This window comes from Brevibacterium sp. FAM 24630 (assembly GCF_049804075.1).
In the GTDB taxonomy this organism is placed as follows: Bacteria; Actinomycetota; Actinomycetes; order Actinomycetales; family Brevibacteriaceae; genus Brevibacterium.
In genome coordinates, this window is record NZ_JBNBZD010000005.1 from 167,527 (window position 1) to 187,513 (window position 19,987).

The window sequence follows — 19,987 nt, forward strand, 5'->3', positions numbered from 1 at the left end:
ACCGATGAGCACTTCACAATCGTCACCGTCGACGGACTCGAGCGGACTGAGTTCGAAGGGCCTGTCTGCCGGAAAGGTCGGAGCCATCGGGGGTGCCGTCATCGGCATCTCGTGCATCGCCCCCGCCTATACGCTGACCTCCGGGCTGGGCCCGACGATCTCCGAAGTCGGCGTCCACACCCCGGCCGTTCTGCTCATCGGCTTCGTGCCGATGCTCCTCGTCGTCTTCGGCTATCGCGAGCTCAACACCGCGATGCCCGATTCGGGAACGACCTTCACCTGGGCAACACGCGCTTTCGGCCCCTGGCTGGGCTGGATGGGCGGGTGGGGACTCGTCGCGGCGACCGTGCTCGTGCTCTCGAATCTCGCAGCGGTCGCCGTCGACTTCCTGTTCCTGCTGCTGTCGCAGATCTTCTCCGATCCGCAGATCGCCGATCTCACCCGCGTGCTGTGGATCAACATTCCGGTGACGATCGTGCTCACCGCCGCCGCGGCGTGGGTGTCCTATCGCGGAGTCGAGGCCACCGAGAAGCTGCAGGTGTGGCTCGTGGCCTTCCAGGTGCTGGCGCTCGGCTGGTTCGTCGTCGCCGCGCTTGTCCAGGTCTCCGGCGGCACGGCCTTCGACCCGACCCCCGTCTCGCTCGACTGGTTCAATCCGCTCTCGGCCGGTGACTTCTCCACCGTCGCTGCGGCTGTGTCCCTGTCGATCTTCCTGTTCTGGGGTTGGGACACGGTGATCACGATGAACGAGGAGGCCAAGGACCCGGAGAAGACTCCCGGGAGGGCCGCGATGCTCACGATCATCGCGATCGTCATCATCTACCTCGCCTGCACCATCGCCGTGATCTCCTTCGCTGGAGTCGGAACCGAGGGACTCGGCGCGGGCAACCCGGCCAACCAGGAATCGATCTTCGCCTCTCTCGCCGGTCCCGTCATGGGACCCTTCGCGGTGCTCGTGTCGATCGCCGTGCTCTCGAGTTCCCTGTCCTCGCTGCAGGCGACGATGGTCTCGCCCTCACGCACGATACTGGCGATGGGCCACTACGGGGCGCTGCCGGAGAAGTACGGTCGCGTGTCGCCCCGGTACAAGTCGCCATCGGTCGCCACCGTCACCTCGGCGGGAGCGGCGATCCTCTTCTACGTCGTCATGCGTCTGCTGTCGGAGAACGCCCTGTGGGATACGATCACGGCGCTGGGCCTCATGGTCTGCTTCTACTACGGCATCACCGGACTGGCCTGCATCTGGTACTTCCGGCGGACCCTGATCGACTCGGTGCGCACCGTGTTCTTCAGGTTCCTGTTCCCACTCATCGGGGGAGTGACCCTGCTCGTCATCTTCGTCACCACCGCGGTCGATTCGCTCGACCCCGACTACGGCTCGGGCTCCTCGGTGTTCGGCATCGGGCTCGTCTTCGTCCTCGGTATCGGGGTGCTGGCTCTCGGCGTGGTCATCATGATCATCCAGTCGCTGCGACATCCGGACTTCTTCCGCGGGCGCACGCTGCGGCAGGGAGTCGAGACCGGGTGAACGAGCAGCTTGTGGCGCTGCGGCGAGTCCGCGACCGCATCGACCGCGAATTCGACCGCCCCTTGAGCGTCGAAGCCCTCGCCGCAGGTGTGCACATGTCGGCGGGTCACCTCAGTCGCCAGTTCAAGGCCGCCTACGGTGAATCCCCGTATTCGTATCTCATGACGCGCAGGATCGAAAGAGCCATGGCACTCATCCGCCGCGAGGACCTGTCGATCACGGATATCTGCTTCACCGTCGGCTTCTCCTCTCTGGGCACCTTCAGCACCCGGTTCAGCGAACTCGTCGGGCTCTCACCGAGCCAGTACCGCAACGGAGTCGCCGCCGGTGAGCACCGATTGCCGACGATCGTGGTGAAGAACGCTCTGAGACCGGTCAGGAATCGAGAAGTCCGACCACGCTGAGCGGTCTACGATTGCTGTCATGAATATCTCGATCAACGCCAGTTTCCTTCCACACCTCGACGCCGAGGAATCCCTTCGCTTCTATCGCGAGGTGCTCGGGTTCGAACTCCGTCTCGACGTCGGTTCCGGTCGCATGCGATGGCTGACCGTCGGACCGCAGAACCAACCGGACACCTCGATCGTGCTCACCCCGCCGGTGACCGACCCGACGATCAGCGCAGCCGAACGCGAGACCATCGAGGCGCTCATGGCCAAGGGCAGCTACGCGGCCATCGTGCTCGCCGCTGCCGACGTCGACGCAGTCTTCGCCGAGGTCGAGGCGAAGGGCGCCGATATCGTGCAGGAGCCGATGGACCAGCCCTATGGTCTGCGCGACTGCGCCGTGCGCGATCCGGCCGGGAACATGATCCGCATCCAGCAGAGAGGCTGACGCGGATGCACCCAGCCGACGGCCATGACCTCATCCGCGTCCGCGGAGCCCGGGAGAACACGCTGAAGAACGTCTCCGTCGACATCCCCAAACGCCGGCTCACGGTGTTCACCGGAGTCTCGGGCTCGGGCAAGAGCTCGCTGGTCTTCCACACCATCGCCGCGGAGTCCCAGCGGATGATCAACGAAACCTATTCGGCGTTCGTCCAGGGGTTCATGCCGGCGATGGTCCGCCCCGAGGTCGACATGCTCGAAGGACTGACGACGGCCATCCTCGTCGACCAGGAACGGATCGGAGCGAACCCGCGCTCGACGGTGGGCACCGTCTCGGACATCAACGCGAAGCTGCGCACTCTCTTCGCAAGACTCGCCGAACCGAACCTCGGATCAATGAATGCCTATTCCTTCAACGTCGCCACCGTCAGCGGCAAGGGCGCGGTGACGATCGACAGAGGCGAGGGCACACAGGTCGAGAGGAAGTCGTTCTCCGTCAACGGTGGAATGTGTCCGCACTGCGAAGGCATGGGCACCGCCACGGACATCGCCATCGCCGAGGTGGTCGATGAGACTCGATCGCTCGACGACGGAGCCATCACGATCCCGGGATACAAACCCGGAGGATGGTCGGTGAGGATGTTCTCCGAATCCGGGTTCTTCGACCCGAAGAAGCCGGTCGCCGACTACGACGAAAGGGAACGGCACCACCTCCTTCACGCCGAAGGCGAGAAGGTGAGGATCAACGGCACGAACTTCACCTTCGACGGGCTCATTCCGCGCATCCGCCGGTCGTTCCTGTCCAAGGACCGCGATGCCATGCAGAAGCACATCCGCGAATTCGTCGACCGTGCCGTCGTGTTCACGGTGTGCCCCGAATGTGCGGGCACCCGACTCAACGCCGCGGCCCGGTCATCGAAGCTGGCGGGGAAGTCCATCGCCGAGGTCTGTGCCATGCAGATCTCGGATATCACCGCGTGGCTCGCTCGCGTCGAGGCCGGTCCCGCCTTCGCGCTGGCCGACTCGCTGCGTGCCGATGTGCAGGCCTTCGACGACATCGGCCTGGGCTATCTCTCGCTCGAGCGCTCGGCCGGATCACTGTCCGGGGGAGAGGCGCAGCGGATCAAGCTCGTCCGCCATCTCGGCTCCGCTCTGACCGATGTCACGTATGTCTTCGACGAACCGACGATCGGTCTGCACCCGCACGATATCCAGGCCATGAACGAACTCCTCCTGGCCCTGCGAGACAAGGGCAATACCGTCCTCGTCGTCGAACACAAACCCGAGACCATCGGCATCGCCGATCACATCGTCGACCTCGGTCCCGGAGCGGGCAGCGCCGGGGGAGAGGTCACCTTCACCGGCACCGTCGAGGCACTGCGGGAGTCCGACACGCTCACCGGTCGCCACCTCGGCTATACGGTGGCGCTCAAGGACACGGTGCGGAAGCCGACCGGGGCCCTCGAGATCCGGTCCGCGGCACTGCACAATCTCCGCGACGTCGACGTCGACGTGCCGCTCGGGGTGCTCACTGTGGTCACGGGTGTCGCCGGATCGGGCAAGAGCAGCCTCGTCGAGGGATATCTGCGTACCCGTGAGAGTGTCGTGATGATCGACCAGACACCGATCAGGGGGTCCCGGCGGAGCAATCCGGCCACCTATACGGGAATGCTCGAACCTGTCCGCAGAGCCTTCGCGAAGGCCAATGGCGTCAAACCGGCTCTGTTCAGTGCCAACTCCGAAGGGGCGTGCCCGGTGTGCAGCGGCGCCGGCATCATCTACTCGGACATGGCGCTCATGGGCGGGGTCTCGGCTCCCTGCGACGAGTGCGAGGGCAAGGGGTTCCAGGCCGCTGTGCTCGAATACCGACTCGGCGGGCTCAACATTCGGCAGGTCCTCGACCTGCCGGTGACCGCTGCGCTTGAGCATTTCGGTGCGGGGGAGTCGCGCATTCCCGCCGTCGTGCGGATCCTTGACAAGCTCGCCGAGGTGGGGCTGGGCTATGTCAGTCTCGGACAGCCTCTGACGACTCTGTCCGGGGGAGAGAGACAAAGGCTCAAACTGGCGGTGCACCTGTCGGCGAAAGCCGCCGACGCCGCTCAGGTGATCGTCCTCGATGAGCCGACGACGGGCCTGCATCTGGCCGATGTGGAGAAACTCCTCCGCCTTCTCGATGGACTCGTCGACTCCGGTCGCACGGTCATCGTCATCGAACACCACCAAGCGGTGATGGCTCATGCCGATCACATCATCGACCTGGGACCCGGCGCGGGACATGACGGAGGTTCCATCGTGGCCACCGGCACTCCCGCCGACCTCGTCGCCGGCGCCGGCGACGACGCAGCGGGCCTGACCGCACAGCACCTGGCTGCCTATGTCCGCGGCTGAGGATTATAAGGGGGAGACGCGGCACCGTCGCCCGGGTGCGCGCCCGCAGGGAGCGATGATCCTCAGGTCACGTTCAGACTCTGATGAGGCGATTCGGATGGCGATTCGGTGCTTTCGGGTTCACACTGCCCGGCACATTCGTTACGGTGTATAACGGCTCGGTAACGGCCGGGTTACAAAACCGAAATGCAGTCGTACTTTGGAGAAGACATAGTGAACCTCTACAGCACCAGCTTCCGCAAGGTCGCCCTGCTCGTCGGTGCCGGCGCAGTCGCAGCCGCCGGGATGACCGGCATGAGCGCAGGTCAGCCGGCCCAGGCAGCCGATAAGGGCGTCTGGGACAAGGTCGCCGAATGCGAATCCGGCGGTGATTGGCACATCAACACCGGCAACGGATACTACGGCGGGCTGCAGTTCTCCAAGCAGACTTGGAACGGCTTCGGCGGTTCCGGCACTGCGGATCAGCACAGCAAGAAGGAACAGATCCGCGTCGCCCAGAAGGTCCTCAAGGAGCAGGGCCCGGGCGCATGGCCGACCTGCGGCAAGAAGGCCGGGCTGACGAAGTCCAACGGCGCCGCCGATGATGGAGGCGGCAAGAAGGACGATGGCGGCTCGAAGGGCAGCGGCAAGGTCGGACTCGGCGGCAACGTCACCGTCGGCGGCTGACAGCATCCACAGATCAGCTGATCCAATCGTCTTGAGCGCTGTGCTCGATACTGAGGATCAGCGCTCATGGCCGCGAACGACAGGCAGGTCGTTCGCGGCCATTGCCGTTTCCGACGTCTTTGCGGAGGCGCCCGCACTGCACACGCGCATGGCACGCCGGTTCCGCGTTGTGCTGCCCTCTGCGTAGAACGCCGATAATATACATTATGTTAAGTTAAGATCAGAGGACCGCTCCCCGCGTCCGCATCTATGGTGGACACTGACGAATCGATTCCGCCGACGTGGACGAGCATCCGACGACCAATCGGGAGTTGATATGGCCCAGCGGACACCGGCCATGCGGCCGACCGGCGAATCCGTCGCAGAAATTCTCGACCGCGCACAGGGTCTCCGTCGCGCCGAGGCCGATGAGCTCATCAACCTCCTCGGCGATGTCTCCGGTGAGCAGCCCGTCGTCTGGGCCTCTCGGATCATCGGCTTCGGCGAAGTCACGTACACATACGAGTCGGGCCGTAGCGGAGCCATGCCGGTACTGGCCTTCTCCCCCGCCGCACGCCAGCACACGATCTACCTGACAAGTGACTTCGAGAGCCGCTGGGCTGATCTGATGGCACGTCTGGGCAGCTACCGCAGCGGCACGGCATGCCTGTATCTCACCCGCCTGGAAGGCATCGACCGGGTCGTGCTCCGCGAACTGCTCGAGCGCACACGCGACCACACGCTGGCCGAATGGTCCGACTGCACATAAGGCCGCCTGCCTGCTAGAGTCTACTGAAAAGTAACTTAGCTCACAGCGGCAGCGGACGACCAGTCCCATTCCTTGCCTTGGACGTTGGACCGCCGCCCGGAAGGACTCAACGATGACCGTCGATTCGGCACAGATCACAGCGATTCCCGGCTCCGGGAAGATCTATGCGCTGTGGAAGAAGATGCAGGACAAGCCCCTGGGCAAACGTCTGTTCACTCAGGCCGTCTGCTTCAAGGCTCCCTATTTCCGCTCGGTCCATCCACTCATCCACGAGCTGCGACCGGGATTCTGCCGGGTCAGCGCACCGAACCGCCGCGGAGTGCACAACCACCTCGGCACCTATCACGCGATCGCGGCCTGCAATATGGCTGAGGTCGCCGGCGGCATGATGACCGAGGCGACAGTCCCGTCCACGCATCGATGGATTCCGGCCGGGATGACCGTCGAATACAAGGCCAAGGCGACAACGACCGTCACCGCCCTCGCGCGCCTCGATGAGCTCCCGGAATTCGGCGAGGAGAAGTTCGACCTCGTTGTGCCCGTCGACGTCATCGACGCCCACGGCACCGTGTTCGTCACAGCCGAGATCACGATGCACATCTCGCAGAAGAAGCGGTGAACTCCGGGCCGCACTCCCCCGTCGCTCGCACTTCTGCGTCTCCGTTGCTGAGGCACTGACCGTCGCTGAGGCCTTATCGATTCAATCGATGAGACTGACCGATGACATCAATCTCGACTAATGGGAACTTTCGACAGAACTGTGGTGCCTGACCAACCGGTCAGGTTATGTTGAAACCACGCACGCGTTTTGGTATACCACTGAGGCTTGCCGTCGTGCGTCCCTGCAACTCGACAATGATGTGAGGAGCTGACCATGCACCTGGCCAGCGGTTCGGCCGACTACATCGGCCTTGCGAATGCCCCGATTCTCTGGATCCTGGCGATGGCGGTGATGGGAGTCGTCGTCGTGCAGTCACTCATCTATATGACCGCGGTGAAGAAGAACGCGGAATCGGCTGGGATGAGCCAACGGGAAGTGCGCACTGCCTTCCGTGCCGGAGGTGTGGCCGCGATCGGCCCGTCCCTGTCCGTGGTGCTTGTGGCCATCGCCCTTCTGCCGCTGTTCGGCACTCCCCCGGTCATCGTCCGCGTCGGCCTCATCGGCTCGGCGGCCACCGAGGTGGCGTCGGCCTCGCTGGCCGCCGGCACGATGGGCGCGAACCTCGGTGACGAAACCTTCACTCGCGGTGTCTTCATCGTCGCGCTCATGGCGATGAGCCTCTCGGGTGCCGGATGGATGATCTCCACCCTCATCCTCACTCCGATCTTCAAGCGCAGCACCCACAAGCTCGAGAAGGTCAACCCGGCGCTGATGTCGATCATCCCCGGTGCCGCACTGCTCGCGGCCTTCGCGGCACTGACCTTCCGCGAGATCCCGAAATCGCCCACTCATGTCATCGCCGTCATCGTCTCGGCCGTCGTGATGAGCATCTGCCTGTTCCTGGCCAAGGTGCTCAAAGCGAACTGGCTCAAGGAATGGGGGCTGGGAATCTCCCTGCTCGTCGGCCTCGTCGCCGCCTACTTCGCCCACTATGCCGGTCTCGGCCTGCCCGAAGCCTGAGGAGCACATCATGTCATCGATCATCACTTCGCCTTCGCACGCGGCCTTCGAACGCACCACGACTCGCTGGGGCTCGATCACGCTCTTCATCGGCTTCCTCATCGCCACCTCGGTGCCGTTCTATCTCCTCTTCGTCGCCGACGCGAACGTCGACTTCGGAAACATCCTCAAGGGATTCCTCGCGGTCTTCGCCGTCTACGGCGTCTTCTACATCGTGGAACCGCTCACCTACTTCCCCATCCTCGGCCCGGCCGGTATGTATCAGGCCTTCATGATCGGCAACGTGTCGAACAAGCTGCTGCCCTCGGCCATCGTCGCGCAGGACACGATCGGCGCGAAGCCGGGCACCCGCAAGGGCGAGTACGCGGCCACCATGGCCATCTGCGGTGCCGCGATCATCCACGTGGCCTCGATGGTCATCTTCGTCGGCATCCTCGGAACCTGGCTCGTCGCCCTCATTCCCGCACCGATCACGCTCGTGGCCAAGCTCTATATCCTCCCGGCCATCCTCGGCGGCGTCACCGTTCAGCTCATCGCCTCCCTCCGGCAGGTGAAATCGACGCTCATCGCCCTCGGATTGGCGGCTCTGGTCATCCTCGTGCTCATACCGCTGGTGCCGGTGCTGGCTCCCGGCGACGTCGCCATCGTCGTCTTCCTCACCATCCTCATCACGTGGTTCACACGCAACAAGAAGGTCACGGACACGAGAAGCGGTGGAGACACCGTGGGCATCAACTGAGGTCCGGACCCCGAACACCGAAGACGAAACCGCAGACACCTGCCAAGATGGCAGAAGACCGGTTCAGAAAGGACACCATGTCTCTCAACCCCGTACTCCGCCAGTCACTCACGGCCGACCTCGGCCAGATCGTCGCGGACTACAAGGACTTCCACCGCACCCCCGAACTGTCGATGCAGGAGACCCGCACCGCAGCAGAGATCGACTCCCGACTCACGGCGATGGGACTGACCACGCACCGCTTCGGCGGCACAGGAGTCGTCGCCGTCATCGAGAACGGCAGCGGACCGGTGGTCGGCTACCGTGCGGACACCGACGGACTGCCGATCGCCGAGGACACCGGACTCGACTACGCCTCCACCGCCGAAGGCACCCTGCCCGACGGCACGACGACGCAGGTCATGCACGGCTGCGGCCATGACACCCACATCACCGTCGGGCTCTACCTCGCGAAATACCTCGTTGAGCACAAGGATCTGTGGTCCGGCAGTGTGGTCATGCTCTTCCAGCCCGGTGAGGAGACCGGTCAGGGGGCCCGCGCCATGCTCGACGACGGACTTTGGGACCGGATCGTGCGCCCCGAGGTCATCTACGGTCAGCACGTGTGGCCCGTTCCTGCCGGACACATCTACGTCAGCAAGGGCACCGCGATGGCGATGTCCGACTGTCTGCGCGTGACGGTCAAGGGCAAGCAGGCCCACGGCTCACAGCCGGAGAGCGCCATCGATCCCATCGTGCTCGGCGCCTACATGATCACCCGTCTGCAGTCGGTCGTCTCCCGTGAGATCGCCGGCAACGACATGGCGGTCGTGACCGTCGGCACGTTCCACGGCGGGCTCAAGGAGAACATCATTCCGGATTCCGCGGAGTTCAAACTCAATATCCGCACCTTCACCGAGGAGGTCCGTGAGGTCGTCCTCGACCGAGTCCGACGCATCATCCTCGCCGAGGCGCTGGCATCCGGTGCTCCGGAGCCCGAGATCGAGGAGATGTACGGGTTCCCCCGCTGCTTCAACGACCCGGAGGAGACGGCAGGCTTCCTCGAGCATGTCGGTGCCGAGCTGGGAGCCGAACAGATCCACCTCCAGAAGCCGGCCACCGGCAGCGAGGATGTCGGTGCCTTCGGCGACGACATCGGAGTCCCGTACGTGTATTGGTTCTTCGGCGGCTACTCCCCCGCCAAGTTCTCCGGCTCCGAAGCCCCGGCCGGCAACCACTCCCCGTTCTTCGCCCCCGACGACGTCGAGACCACATTGGAAACGGGCATCCGCGCCGCGCTGTCGGCGGTGCTGAGCAAGGTCGGACGGTGATCCGATGAGTGAGGAATCGCTGTGGTGGTCGACCCGGGAGCTCGCCGCCCGGATCGCTGCCAAGGAGATCTCGGCTCGCGAGGCGCTGGAGGCCCACCTTGAGCGCATCGATGCGGTCAATCCGATCCTCAACGCGGTCGTCACCCGCGATGACGAGGCGGCTCTCATCCAGGCGGAGGCGGCGGATGCGGCTGCGGCGCGTGGGGAGAGTCTCGGGGCCCTTCACGGGGTGCCGATGACGCACAAGGACACGCATGACACGGCCGGGATGCGCACGACCTGGGGCTCACCGCTCATGGCCGCCCGTGTGCCCGAGTCCGACTCGCTCATCATCGCCCGGCTCAAGCGGGCAGGGATCACAACGACGGGCAAGACGAATGTGCCTGAGTTCGCCGCCGGTTCGCACACGTTCAACCCGGTGTTCGGTACGACCGTGAATCCCTATGATCCGACGAAGTCGGCGTCAGGGTCCTCCGGAGGGGTGGGAGCGGTGCTGGCCGCCGGCATCCAAGCGTCCGGCGACGGTTCGGACATGGGCGGTTCGCTGCGCTCCCCGGCCTCGTTCAACAATGTCGTGGGGATGAGGCCGAGCAACGGTCGCATCCCGCACATACCTCCGGCCGATCCGTATGCGTGGCTGGCTCAGGGCGGCTTCATGGCCCGCACGGTCTCCGACGTCGCTCTGCTCATGTCCGTGGCCGCCGGCCCCGATCCGCTGTGCCCTCGGTCCTGTCCGGAGCCCGGCAGCGTGTTCGACCTTCCTCAGTTCGCTCTCGGCGCTTCCCACTCCCCCGACCTCACCGGAGTCAGGGTCGGGTTCTCCCCGGATCTCGGCGGGCTCTTCCCGGTCGCCGAGGAGGTGGCCCGGATCGTTGCTGACAGTGCCGGCGTCTTCACCGATCTCGGTGCGGACGTCGACGACACGATTCCCGACCTGCGCGACGCCGATGAAGTCTTCGGTGTCCGCCGCGCGCTGGACTTCGTCGGATCCTGGGGGCGGCTGGCTGCGGCCCATACCGACCAGGTCAAGGCCTCGGTCCGCTGGAACATCCGCATGGGGCTCGATCTCACCGGCGCCGAGGTGGCCTCGGCGGAGGCGGCCCGTGCGCGTCTGCACAGCGAAGTCGAACGATACTTCGCCGACCATGACGTGCTCGTGCTCACAACCTCTCAGGTGCTGCCCTTCGACGCGGGCATCGAATACCCGACCGAGATCAATGGCGTGCAGCTGGAGAACTACCTCGACTGGATGCGGTCCCTGTGCCTCATCTCGGCCACGGGCTGTCCGGCGATCTCCGTCCCTGCGGGCTTCTCCGCTTCGGGACTGCCGGTGGGCGTGCAGATCGTCGCCAGGCCGGGCGCCGATGTCGATCTGCTGCGCATCGCCCACGCCTTCGAAGTCGCCACCGGGCACCACGCTTCACATCCGCGGCTCTGAGGGCGAGTGCGGAGAGGTTTGGCAAACCTGCGTGGAGTTTGCCGAGCCTTTCCACACTGGAACGGTTCTAGAAAAGGTGTCACTATATTCTTGTACAGGCGGAATCGATCCGCTTGAGAATCGCAAAGGAGTAACAGATGCACCTGAGCCCCGCCATGCAGAAGGTCCTCAACGAGCAGGTCACCCTCGAACTCGAGGCCTCGCTGGTCTACCTGCAGCTGTCGATTCAGCTCGACGACCTCGACCTCCCCGGAATGACTCGCTGGATGCGCGCCCAGTCCGAGGAAGAGCAGGTTCACGCCGCCAAGTTCACTCAGCACTGCCTCGACCGCGGATTCGCTCCTCAGATCGGCGATATCGCTGCTCCGAAGGTCTCCGGCTCGCAGCCGATCGACTTCTTCAAGGCCGCACTGGCCCATGAGGAGAAGGTCTCCGAATCCATCCGCAACCTCTACCGCACCGCTCAGGCCGAAACCGACCTCGACGTCCTGCCGCTGCTGCACTGGTTCATCGACGAGCAGGTCGAGGAGGAGTCGAGCATCTCCGAGATCATCGGCCGCCTCGAGCGCGTCGGCGAAGACGGCTCGGGCGTGCTGCGCATCGATTCCGAACTCGGATCGCGTCACCCCGACATCACCGCCGACGGCGAGTGATCGGAACTCACGACGGTTGAGCCCGCTGCGCCCGCAGTGACGAAGGGCGGTCGATTCCCAGTGAATCGGCCGCCCTTCGTCATCGTCGGAGACGAAACCAGAGCCCTCGGCTCGCTGGCCAGCGCACCGGAAGGAACGACTCCGCGAAGGACCGCCTCAGCGATGAGCACGGTGACGGCGGGCCGGTCACGCAGCACCCGAACCGGACTCGCAGAACTGTGAGTTTCATGAGTTCGGAATCATTTCAAAGTTGAGTGTGTTTGACTCAATAGAGCAACCGAACGAAAGGACGCACATGGCTACACGATTCGATCCCATCCGTGACCTCGACCGCTTCTTCTCCGAGGTCACTCGCACCCCGAACTCAACGACCCTGCCCATGGATCTCTACCGCGACGGCGAGGTCTTCATCGCCCGCATCGACATGCCCGGCGTCGACCCGAGCAGCATCGATGTCGATGTCGAGGACCGCACGCTCACGGTTCGCGCACGCCGCGAATCCGAGGTCGCGGACAAGGACGTGAAGTGGCTGACCCGGGAACGGACGAACGGCACCTACGCGCGCCAGCTCACGCTCGGCAACCGCGTGGCACTCGACCGCATCCGCGCCGACTACAGCGACGGCGTGCTCACCCTGACGATCCCCGTCGCCGAGGAGGCCCGCCCCCGGAAGATCACCGTGTCCCACACCTCCGCGTCCGGCAGCGCCGAGGTCGTCGAATCGACATCGACCGACGGCGGACCGGCCGCTGACACCGCGACCGGCGGCTCTGCCGACTGATCGACCGGCAGATCCGACACGGCGGGCCGCACCTCGGGTGCGGCCCGCCGTTCGTCGTTGTCGGACACTCCTGCCCTTCCAGACAGCACCGCGCTCATGACAGCTCGAGCAGGTAGGCCAGACACATGTACGGGACATCCACGGTGCCTGAGACCGGATGTTCGTCGCGGAAGTATCCGCGCAGATTCGTCTCCACCCGGGTGCGGGTCGCTTCGTTCGATCGCAGCCAATAGGAGCGGGTGCGAGCGAGGTCGACGATGCCGTCGACGTCGAGTGGGGTCGTGAACTCGACGAGCCGATCGGCGATGAGTTCGAGCCCAGCACCCGGCTGCGGACGATACTGCGGACGGTAGACGTCACCGGCATGCATGATCCGGCTCAGACGAAGCACCCAGTCGACGCGCACGTCGAGCTGGTTGATGAGGATGAGCAGCCTGCCGCCGGGCACGAGGATCCGAGCGATCTCGGCGGCCGCGGCCGCCTCGTCGAACCAATGCCAGGCCTGCGCGACGGTGACGAGGTCGACGCTGCCTGCTTCCAGTCCCGTCGCTTCGGCCGTACCGACCCGACTGGGTGCTCGATTGCTCTCGAGTGCCACCGTGTCGGGGTCGACGGCAGTGACCTCGCTTCCGCGTTCGAGCAGCTCTCGGCTGAGAATTCCCGTTCCCGCGCCGAGATCGCACACCCGCAGACCGGCCCAGCCGTGTGTCCGGCCGGTGAGGGCGAGATCGACAGCGGACCCGGGATAGCCGGGACGGACCTCCTCGTAGATCTCGGCCTGGGCACCGAAACCGCGCCCGTGTGAGGCCCGCGCCCGTGGTCGCACCATCGTGTCCGCCTTTCGACTCATCGGTTTCGGCGCTCGACGTCACCGCTGTGCACAACTCTATCCTTGCCGCTCAGAACTGGGTCGATAGTCCACCGCGCCGGGCGGGGTCGTTAGGATGGAGGCACCGGCCCGATCCCAGCTCGAAGGAGCCCTCATGTCCTCACCGTCCGATCTGCAATCACGCCTCGATGAGGCGTCCGCCGCGTACGAGGAATTCGCTTCCCGTGGACTCAAGCTCGACATCACCCGCGGCAAGCCCGCTCCCGCACAGCTCGATCTCGCAGCCGATCTGCTCACCATGGTCTCCGGTGACGATGTGTTCACGCCCAGCGGGGTCGACACCCGCAACTACGGCGGCGCGGAGGGGCTCATCGAACTGCGCGAGATCTTCGCACCGCTGCTCAAAGTCCCGGCCGCTCAGCTGCTGGCCGGCGGCAATGCCTCGCTGACGTTCATGACCCAGGCCCTGACGTTCGCGCTCCTGCACGGAACCGCCGTCGACGATCGTCCATGGGGTCAGGGACCGCATAAGCTGCTGTGTCCCGTGCCCGGCTATGACCGGCACTTCACGCTGGCCGAATCACTCGGATTCGAGCTGCTGTCGATTCCCATGGACGATGAGGGTCCTGACCTCGCCGAGGCACAGCGTCTGGCCGAGGACCCCGCAGTCAAGGGGATGTGGGTGGTGCCGATGTATTCGAACCCCACCGGAATCACCATCACGGACAAACGCGCCCGCGAGCTGGCGCAGATGCCGGCCGCTGCCCCGGATTTCGCGCTGCTGTGGGACAACGCCTATGCGCTGCACCATCTGCGGGAGGACCATCCGGACAACGTCGACATCCTCAGCCTGTGCGCCGAGACCGGACACCCCGAACGTGCGTGGATCTTCGCCTCCACCTCGAAGGTCACCCATGCCGGTGCCGGTGTCTCGTTCTTCGGCGGAGGACCCGCCACCGTCGGCTGGATGACCGCGAACCTCGGCAAGGTCGCGATCGGCCCGGACAAGATCAACCAGCTGCGCCACGTCCGCTTCTTCACCGACTCCGCCGGTGTCGAGGCGCATATGCGCAGACACGCTGAGATCATCGCACCGAAGTTCGACGCCGTGCTCAAGGCCCTCGGAGACGGGCTCGGACCCGATGACCTCGCTCGGTGGACCTCCCCCGAGGGCGGGTACTTCATCACGCTGACGACGATGGACGGCATCGCCGACCGGGTCGTCAAGCTCGCCGTCGAGGCCGGAGTGAAGCTGACTCCGGCCGGGGCCACCCACCCCTATGGGCTGGATCCGAGCAACAGCATCATCCGCATCGCCCCGACGATGCCGACCCTCGAGGAGGTGGAGCTCGCCGCCCAGGGTCTCGTCGCCTGCGTGCGCCTGGCGAGTTTCGAGAAGCTCAAGGTCGGCTGAGCCCATTCGATCGGAGTCCGACGCACACCACGGGCTCGGACGAGCAGAGAGGAGGGCCGCTGCGAACCCATCGGTTCGCAGCGGCCCTCCTTCTCTGTGTGCGAGTCTCTGTGCGCGAGGCCCGAACCGAGAAGCTCGGTGCAGGCGCCTCCACGGCCGCGCAGGCTCAGTATTCGTAGAAGCCGCGTCCGGACTTCACACCGAGCAGACCGGCGTCGACCATGCGTGAGAGCAGCACGGGCGGCTTCGCCGCCGGGTCACCGGTCTCTTCGAAGATGCTCTGCGCCGCGTACAGGCACGTATCGAGCCCGACGAGGTCGGTGAGCTTGATCGGACCCATCGGGTGGGCGCAGCCGCCGACCATCCCCGCGTCGATGTCCTCCTTCGTCGCGAACCCGGACTCGAGCATCCGGATGGCGCCCAAGAGGTACGGGATGAGCAGCGCGTTGACGATGAAGCCGGGACGGTCCTCGGCCTGGATCGGGTTCTTCCCGAGCACATCGGCGACGAACGAGGTCACGGTGTCACGGACATCATCGGCGGTGAGCACGGAGGACACGATCTCAACCAGCGGCTGCACGGGAGCCGGGTTGAAGAAGTGCACACCGAGCACGCGTTCGGGACGCGCGGTCGACTGGGCGAAGCGGACGATCGGCATCGAGGATGTGTTCGAGGCGAGAATCGCCTCGGGGTCGGTGACGACTCCATCGAGTTCGGCGAAGATCGACTTCTTGATCTCCTCGTTCTCGCTGGCGGCTTCGATGACGAGCTGACGATCGGCGAGTTCGGCGATGTCAGTGGTGAACCGCAGACGGCCCAGGGCTTCGTCTCGGGCCTTCTCGTCGAGCTTGCCCTTCTCCACGGCACGGCCGAGCGACTTCTCGATCCGGGCGCGTCCTGCGGCGGACGCCTCTTCGTTGATCTCACGGACGATCACGTCGAGCCCGGACTTCGCGAGCACCTCGGCGATACCTGCTCCCATGAGCCCGCTGCCGATGACTGCTGTGCGCTGAATATTCACTGGCGTCTCCTTCTTTGTTCATAGTTGATGATCGGGGACCGTTCGAGGTGCGGTCGGGACGATGCGTCGATCAGGCGTTGCGGCTGAGGAACCAATCGGCCGACCGGATCGCCTTCATCGCCTCGCGGCGGCGCTCGGTGGGCAGGGTCTGGATGTAGACCTGGCCGTCGAGGTGGCCGACTTCGTGCTGGAGCATCTGGGCGAACACCTCGCGGCCCTCGATCTCGACCGGACGGTTCTGCGCATCCACCCCGCGCACTCTGGCGAATTCGTAGCGTGGGGTGGGGAAGAACAGTCCGGGGACCGACAGGCAGCCCTCTTCGATGTCGCGCAGCTCTCCCCCGACTTCGACGATCTCCGGGTTGATGACATAACCGGTGCGTCCGTCGAGGTCGTAGCCGAAGGCGCGCAGCCCCACACCGATCTGTGGGGCCGCGACGGCGGCACGGCCCTCCGGCCGTGCCGTGTCGACGAGGTCGACCGCGAGAGCTTCGACGCTGTCGTCGAAGACCGTCACCGCTTCGCAGCGGCTGCGGAGGACGGGATCGCCCCACAGCCGGATATCGCGCTCAGGCATCGATCACCACGACGAGGTCGCCGCCTTCGAGCTGCTGGACATCGGAGATGGCCACCCGGGACACGGTGCCGGCCGTCTGCGTGGTGATCGTCGCTTCCATCTTCATCGCTTCGATCGTGGCGACGGTGTCGCCGGCCGCGACCCTGTCCCCCTCATGGACCTGCATGGTCACGACGCCGGCGAAGGGACTGCCGACATGGCCGCGGTTGTTCGGATCGGCCTTCTCTGCGGTCTTGACTTCGCTCTCGACGGAGCGGTCGCGCACCTGCAGCGGGCGCAGCTGTCCGTTGAGGGTGAACATCACCGAACGCATGCCGCGTTCGTCGGTGCCGCCGACGGCTTGGACTCCGATGAGCAGGTTCTTGCCCTTGGACAGTTCGACCGCGTGTTCCTCTCCGGCGGTGAGGCCGTAGAGGTATTCGGAGGTCTCGACCACGGAGAGGTCTCCGTAGTTCGAGCGCATCGACTCGAATTCCTTCGTCGGTCCGGGGAACAGAAGCTCGTTGAGCTTGTCCTTGCGCTCCCGGCCCGGGGTCTCCAGTGCGGCCGCGTCCTCGGGTTCGAGGTGTTCGGTCAGCGGTTTGGGCGAGCGTCCGGCCAGGGCCTTGGTCCGGAACGGCTCGGGCCATCCGCCCGGAGGGTCACCGAGGTCGCCGCTCAGGAAGCCGATGACCGAGTCCGGGATGTCGAATTTATCCGGGTTCTCCGCGAACTCCTCCGGTGAGACACCGGCTCCGACGAGGTGGAGCGCGAGGTCGCCGACGACCTTCGACGAGGGGGTGACCTTGACGAGGTGGCCGAGGATCGAATCGGCGGCAGCGTACATGTGCTCGATGTCTTCGAACCGCTCCCCCAGACCGAGGGCGACGGCCTGCTGACGCAGGTTCGACAGCTGTCCGCCGGGGATCTCGTGGCGGTAGACGCGACCGGTGGGTCCGGCGAGACCGGACTCGAAGGGTGCGTAGAGTTTGCGCACGGACTCCCAGTAGGGTTCGAGGTCGCTGACGGCGTCGAGGCTGATACCCGTGTCGCGTTCGGTGTGCTCGAAACCGGCGACGAGGGCCGAGAGGCTCGGCTGGCTGGTCGTGCCGGCCATGGCCGCCGAGGCGGCGTCGACGGCATCGGCGCCGGCAGCGGCTGCCGCGTACAGAGTGGCCAGCTGTCCGCCCGCGGTGTCGTGTGTATGGACGTGGACGGGCAGGTCGAAGTTCTCGCGCAGTGCGGTCACGAGCTTCACCGCCGCCGCCGGACGCAGCAGTCCGGCCATATCCTTGATCGCGAGCACGTGGGCACCGGCCTCGACGATCTGGCCCGCCAGACGCAGGTAGTAGTCGAGGGTGTAGAGCTCCTCACGCGGATCGAGGATGTCCGAGGTGTAGCACAGGGCCACCTCGGCGAGCGAGGAATTCGTCGCACGCACCGCTTCGATCGCCGGACGCATCTGTTCGACGTCGTTGAGTGCGTCGAAGATGCGGAAGATGTCGATGCCGGTGCGGGCGGCTTCGTCGACGAAGGCGTCGGTGACCTCGGTCGGGTACGGGGTGTAGCCGACGGTGTTGCGCCCGCGCAGCAGCATCTGGAGGTTGATGTTGGGCACCGCCGCACGCAGAGATTCGAGACGCTCCCAGGGGTCTTCGCCGAGGAAGCGCAGGGCCACATCATAAGTGGCTCCGCCCCAGGCCTCGATGCTCAGCAGCTCAGGGGTCATCCGCGACACGTGTCCGGCCACGGCCAGCAGGTCGCGGGTGCGCACACGGGTGGCGAGCAGGGACTGGTGGGCGTCGCGGAACGTCGTGTCGGTCACTGCCAGTGCGGTCTGCTCACGCAGGGCGCGGGCGAATCCCTCGGGGCCGAGCTCGGCGAGGCGGTCGCGGCTGCCGGGTGCGGGAGTCGCCGACAGGTCGATGTCGGGAAGCTTGTCGCCGGGGCGGATGCGCAGCCCGGGCTCGCCGTTCGGGCGATTGACCGTGACGTCGGCGAGGTAGTCGAGCAGCTTCGAACCGCGGTCGGCGCTGACACGAGCGTCGAGCAGCTGCGGGCGCTCTTCGATGAACGAGGTGGACAGGTCGCCGGCGACGAACGAGGGATCGTCGAGGACGGCCTGGAGGAACCCGATGTTCGATGACACACCGCGGATGCGGAACTCGGCGAGGGCCCGCTTGGCGCGGCCGACGGCCTGCGGGAAGTCACGCCCGCGGCAGGAGAGTTTGACGAGCATCGAGTCGAAGTGGGGGCTGACGGCGGCCCCGGCGTGGACGGTGCCACCGTCGAGGCGGACACCCGCACCGCCGGCGGACCGGTAGGCGGTGATCGTGCCGGTGTCGGGCCGGAAGGAGTTCGCGGGATCCTCGGTGGTGATCCGGCACTGCAGGGCGGCGCCCTTGATGCGCATGTCCTCCTGGTGCAGGCCGATCTCGTCGAGGGTGGCACCGGCGGCGACGCGCATCTGCGAGGCGACGAGGTCGATGTCGGTGATCTCTTCGGTCACCGTGTGCTCGACCTGGATGCGCGGGTTCATTTCGATGAACACGTGTTTGCCGGCGCGCGGGCCGTCGGTTTCGAGCAGGAACTCGACGGTTCCCGCGTTCTGGTAGCCCAGTGCCTTCGCGAACTTCAGGGCATCGGCGTGCAGCTCGGCCGCGATCGCGGGATCGAGGTTCGGTGCCGGTGCGATTTCGACGACCTTCTGGTGACGACGCTGGACCGAGCAGTCACGTTCGAACAGGTGGATGGCGTTCGAGTCGTTGTCGGCCAGCACCTGGACCTCGATGTGGCGCGGACGCTGCACGGCCTGCTCGATGAACACCGTCGGGTCGCCGAAGGCGCCTTCGGCCTCACGCATGGCGGCCTTGAGAGCATCTTCGAGGTCGCTCGGGTCGGCGACACGGCGCATGCCGCGACCGCCGCCGCCGGCGACGGCCTTGACGAACAGGGGATACTCCATCGATTCGGCATCGGCGAGCAGCTGCGCGATATCGGCCGAGGGACGTGTCGAGTCGAGCACGGGAATGCCGGCGTTGCGGGCTGCGGCCAGGGCCTGGACCTTGTTTCCGGCGAGTTCGAGGACATCGGCCTGCGGGCCGATGAAGGTGATTCCCGCCTCGGCGCAGGCGCGCGCCAGGTCGGGGTTCTCCGAGAGGAAGCCGTAACCGGGGTAGATCGCGTCGGCACCGCTCTCCTTGGCCACCCGCAGCATCTCTTCGATGCTGAGGTAGGCGCGGACGGGATGGCCCTCCTCACCGATCATGTAGGCTTCGTCGGCCTTCATTCGGTGCTCGGAATTGCGGTCCTCATACGGGAAGACCGCGACGGTGGAGGCTCCGAGCTCATAAGCGGCACGGAACGCACGAACGGCGATCTCTCCGCGGTTGGCCACGAGAACTTTAGAGAACATAGGTGTCTCTCACTTCTGTAACGGCCGCACTGGGCGACTGGTCGACAAGCTGT

The 19,987-nt window shown here is 65.5% G+C and carries 18 protein-coding genes; 14 read left to right on the plus strand and 4 right to left on the minus strand.

Features of this window, described 5'->3' with window-relative positions:
- Positions 1 to 4: 4 nt before the first annotated feature.
- From ACPUD7_RS06000 to ACPUD7_RS06060, 13 genes are all read left to right on the plus strand, one after another.
- Complete coding sequence (locus tag ACPUD7_RS06000; protein WP_425119417.1) at positions 5 to 1,528, plus strand: APC family permease; 1,524 nt, start codon at positions 5 to 7, stop codon at positions 1,526 to 1,528.
- Positions 1,525 to 1,932, plus strand: coding sequence for a helix-turn-helix transcriptional regulator (locus tag ACPUD7_RS06005; RefSeq protein ID WP_425119418.1), 408 nt, complete (start codon positions 1,525 to 1,527; stop codon positions 1,930 to 1,932). The genes ACPUD7_RS06000 and ACPUD7_RS06005 overlap by 4 nt, the downstream gene beginning before the upstream one ends.
- A gap of 19 nt (positions 1,933 to 1,951) precedes the next feature.
- Positions 1,952 to 2,362 (plus strand): VOC family protein, encoded by a 411-nt coding sequence (locus tag ACPUD7_RS06010; protein ID WP_135540843.1) that lies wholly within the window; start codon positions 1,952 to 1,954, stop codon positions 2,360 to 2,362.
- Between the two features lie 5 nt (positions 2,363 to 2,367).
- Complete coding sequence (locus ACPUD7_RS06015; RefSeq protein ID WP_425119419.1) at positions 2,368 to 4,743, plus strand: ATP-binding cassette domain-containing protein; 2,376 nt, start codon at positions 2,368 to 2,370, stop codon at positions 4,741 to 4,743.
- Between the two features lie 213 nt (positions 4,744 to 4,956).
- A complete protein-coding gene (locus ACPUD7_RS06020; protein ID WP_425119420.1) occupies positions 4,957 to 5,409 on the plus strand; it encodes a transglycosylase family protein in 453 nt (150 codons plus the stop codon).
- 316 nt (positions 5,410 to 5,725) lie between these two features.
- Entirely contained in the window at positions 5,726 to 6,157 is a 432-nt protein-coding gene (locus ACPUD7_RS06025) for a DUF1801 domain-containing protein (protein ID WP_425119421.1), read from the plus strand.
- A gap of 112 nt (positions 6,158 to 6,269) precedes the next feature.
- Positions 6,270 to 6,776 carry a hotdog fold domain-containing protein gene (locus ACPUD7_RS06030; RefSeq protein WP_167854451.1) on the plus strand — a complete coding sequence of 169 codons (507 nt, stop codon included), beginning with the start codon at positions 6,270 to 6,272 and terminating at the stop codon, positions 6,774 to 6,776.
- 255 nt (positions 6,777 to 7,031) lie between these two features.
- Positions 7,032 to 7,778, plus strand: a complete 747-nt coding sequence (locus tag ACPUD7_RS06035; protein ID WP_135540835.1) for a DUF5058 family protein — start codon at positions 7,032 to 7,034, stop codon at positions 7,776 to 7,778.
- A 10-nt stretch (positions 7,779 to 7,788) separates the two neighbouring features.
- Complete coding sequence (locus ACPUD7_RS06040) at positions 7,789 to 8,517, plus strand: hypothetical protein (RefSeq protein ID WP_135540833.1); 729 nt, start codon at positions 7,789 to 7,791, stop codon at positions 8,515 to 8,517.
- A gap of 77 nt (positions 8,518 to 8,594) precedes the next feature.
- Positions 8,595 to 9,827, plus strand: coding sequence for an amidohydrolase (locus ACPUD7_RS06045; protein ID WP_135540831.1), 1,233 nt, complete (start codon positions 8,595 to 8,597; stop codon positions 9,825 to 9,827).
- 4 nt (positions 9,828 to 9,831) lie between these two features.
- Complete coding sequence (locus ACPUD7_RS06050) at positions 9,832 to 11,265, plus strand: amidase (RefSeq protein ID WP_135540829.1); 1,434 nt, start codon at positions 9,832 to 9,834, stop codon at positions 11,263 to 11,265.
- Between the two features lie 137 nt (positions 11,266 to 11,402).
- The gene (locus ACPUD7_RS06055) at positions 11,403 to 11,918 is read left to right on the plus strand and encodes a ferritin (RefSeq protein WP_135540827.1); all 516 of its coding nucleotides are present in this window, start codon (positions 11,403 to 11,405) and stop codon (positions 11,916 to 11,918) included.
- Positions 11,919 to 12,213: 295 nt separating this feature from the next.
- A complete protein-coding gene (locus ACPUD7_RS06060; RefSeq protein ID WP_135540826.1) occupies positions 12,214 to 12,699 on the plus strand; it encodes an Hsp20/alpha crystallin family protein in 486 nt (161 codons plus the stop codon).
- A 94-nt stretch (positions 12,700 to 12,793) separates the two neighbouring features.
- On the opposite strand, the gene ACPUD7_RS06065 is transcribed toward ACPUD7_RS06060, so the two are convergent.
- Positions 12,794 to 13,528, minus strand: a complete 735-nt coding sequence (locus tag ACPUD7_RS06065) for a class I SAM-dependent methyltransferase (protein WP_135540824.1) — start codon at positions 13,526 to 13,528, stop codon at positions 12,794 to 12,796.
- 154 nt (positions 13,529 to 13,682) lie between these two features.
- Here ACPUD7_RS06065 and ACPUD7_RS06070 point away from each other — a divergent pair, with 154 nt between their 5' ends.
- Positions 13,683 to 14,942: an aminotransferase class I/II-fold pyridoxal phosphate-dependent enzyme gene (locus ACPUD7_RS06070; protein WP_425119422.1), complete on the plus strand. Its 1,260-nt coding sequence runs from the start codon at positions 13,683 to 13,685 to the stop codon at positions 14,940 to 14,942.
- 166 nt (positions 14,943 to 15,108) lie between these two features.
- On the opposite strand, the gene ACPUD7_RS06075 is transcribed toward ACPUD7_RS06070, so the two are convergent.
- The 3 genes from ACPUD7_RS06075 to ACPUD7_RS06085 all read right to left on the minus strand — a co-directional run bounded on the left by ACPUD7_RS06075 (position 15,109) and on the right by ACPUD7_RS06085 (position 19,934).
- Positions 15,109 to 15,963, minus strand: coding sequence for a 3-hydroxybutyryl-CoA dehydrogenase (locus ACPUD7_RS06075; protein ID WP_135540821.1), 855 nt, complete (start codon positions 15,961 to 15,963; stop codon positions 15,109 to 15,111).
- Between the two features lie 70 nt (positions 15,964 to 16,033).
- Positions 16,034 to 16,540 (minus strand): peptide deformylase, encoded by a 507-nt coding sequence (locus tag ACPUD7_RS06080; protein ID WP_135540819.1) that lies wholly within the window; start codon positions 16,538 to 16,540, stop codon positions 16,034 to 16,036.
- Positions 16,533 to 19,934 carry a pyruvate carboxylase gene (locus ACPUD7_RS06085; protein WP_425119423.1) on the minus strand — a complete coding sequence of 1,134 codons (3,402 nt, stop codon included), beginning with the start codon at positions 19,932 to 19,934 and terminating at the stop codon, positions 16,533 to 16,535. Before ACPUD7_RS06085 ends, ACPUD7_RS06080 begins: the two co-directional genes overlap by 8 nt.
- Positions 19,935 to 19,987 lie beyond the last annotated feature (53 nt).

Coding starts and splice junctions, on each gene's coding strand:
- ACPUD7_RS06085 (WP_425119423.1), bottom strand. CDS start 19,934: ATGTTCTCTAAAGTTCTCGTGGCCAACCGCGGAGAGATCGCCGTTCGT.
- ACPUD7_RS06050 (WP_135540829.1), top strand. CDS start 9,832: ATGAGTGAGGAATCGCTGTGGTGGTCGACCCGGGAGCTCGCCGCCCGG.
- ACPUD7_RS06060 (WP_135540826.1), top strand. CDS start 12,214: ATGGCTACACGATTCGATCCCATCCGTGACCTCGACCGCTTCTTCTCC.
- ACPUD7_RS06080 (WP_135540819.1), bottom strand. CDS start 16,540: ATGCCTGAGCGCGATATCCGGCTGTGGGGCGATCCCGTCCTCCGCAGC.
- ACPUD7_RS06065 (WP_135540824.1), bottom strand. CDS start 13,528: ATGGTGCGACCACGGGCGCGGGCCTCACACGGGCGCGGTTTCGGTGCC.
- ACPUD7_RS06000 (WP_425119417.1), top strand. CDS start 5: ATGAGCACTTCACAATCGTCACCGTCGACGGACTCGAGCGGACTGAGT.
- ACPUD7_RS06045 (WP_135540831.1), top strand. CDS start 8,595: ATGTCTCTCAACCCCGTACTCCGCCAGTCACTCACGGCCGACCTCGGC.
- ACPUD7_RS06010 (WP_135540843.1), top strand. CDS start 1,952: ATGAATATCTCGATCAACGCCAGTTTCCTTCCACACCTCGACGCCGAG.
- ACPUD7_RS06025 (WP_425119421.1), top strand. CDS start 5,726: ATGGCCCAGCGGACACCGGCCATGCGGCCGACCGGCGAATCCGTCGCA.
- ACPUD7_RS06015 (WP_425119419.1), top strand. CDS start 2,368: ATGCACCCAGCCGACGGCCATGACCTCATCCGCGTCCGCGGAGCCCGG.
- ACPUD7_RS06070 (WP_425119422.1), top strand. CDS start 13,683: ATGTCCTCACCGTCCGATCTGCAATCACGCCTCGATGAGGCGTCCGCC.
- ACPUD7_RS06055 (WP_135540827.1), top strand. CDS start 11,403: ATGCACCTGAGCCCCGCCATGCAGAAGGTCCTCAACGAGCAGGTCACC.
- ACPUD7_RS06040 (WP_135540833.1), top strand. CDS start 7,789: ATGTCATCGATCATCACTTCGCCTTCGCACGCGGCCTTCGAACGCACC.
- ACPUD7_RS06030 (WP_167854451.1), top strand. CDS start 6,270: ATGACCGTCGATTCGGCACAGATCACAGCGATTCCCGGCTCCGGGAAG.
- ACPUD7_RS06035 (WP_135540835.1), top strand. CDS start 7,032: ATGCACCTGGCCAGCGGTTCGGCCGACTACATCGGCCTTGCGAATGCC.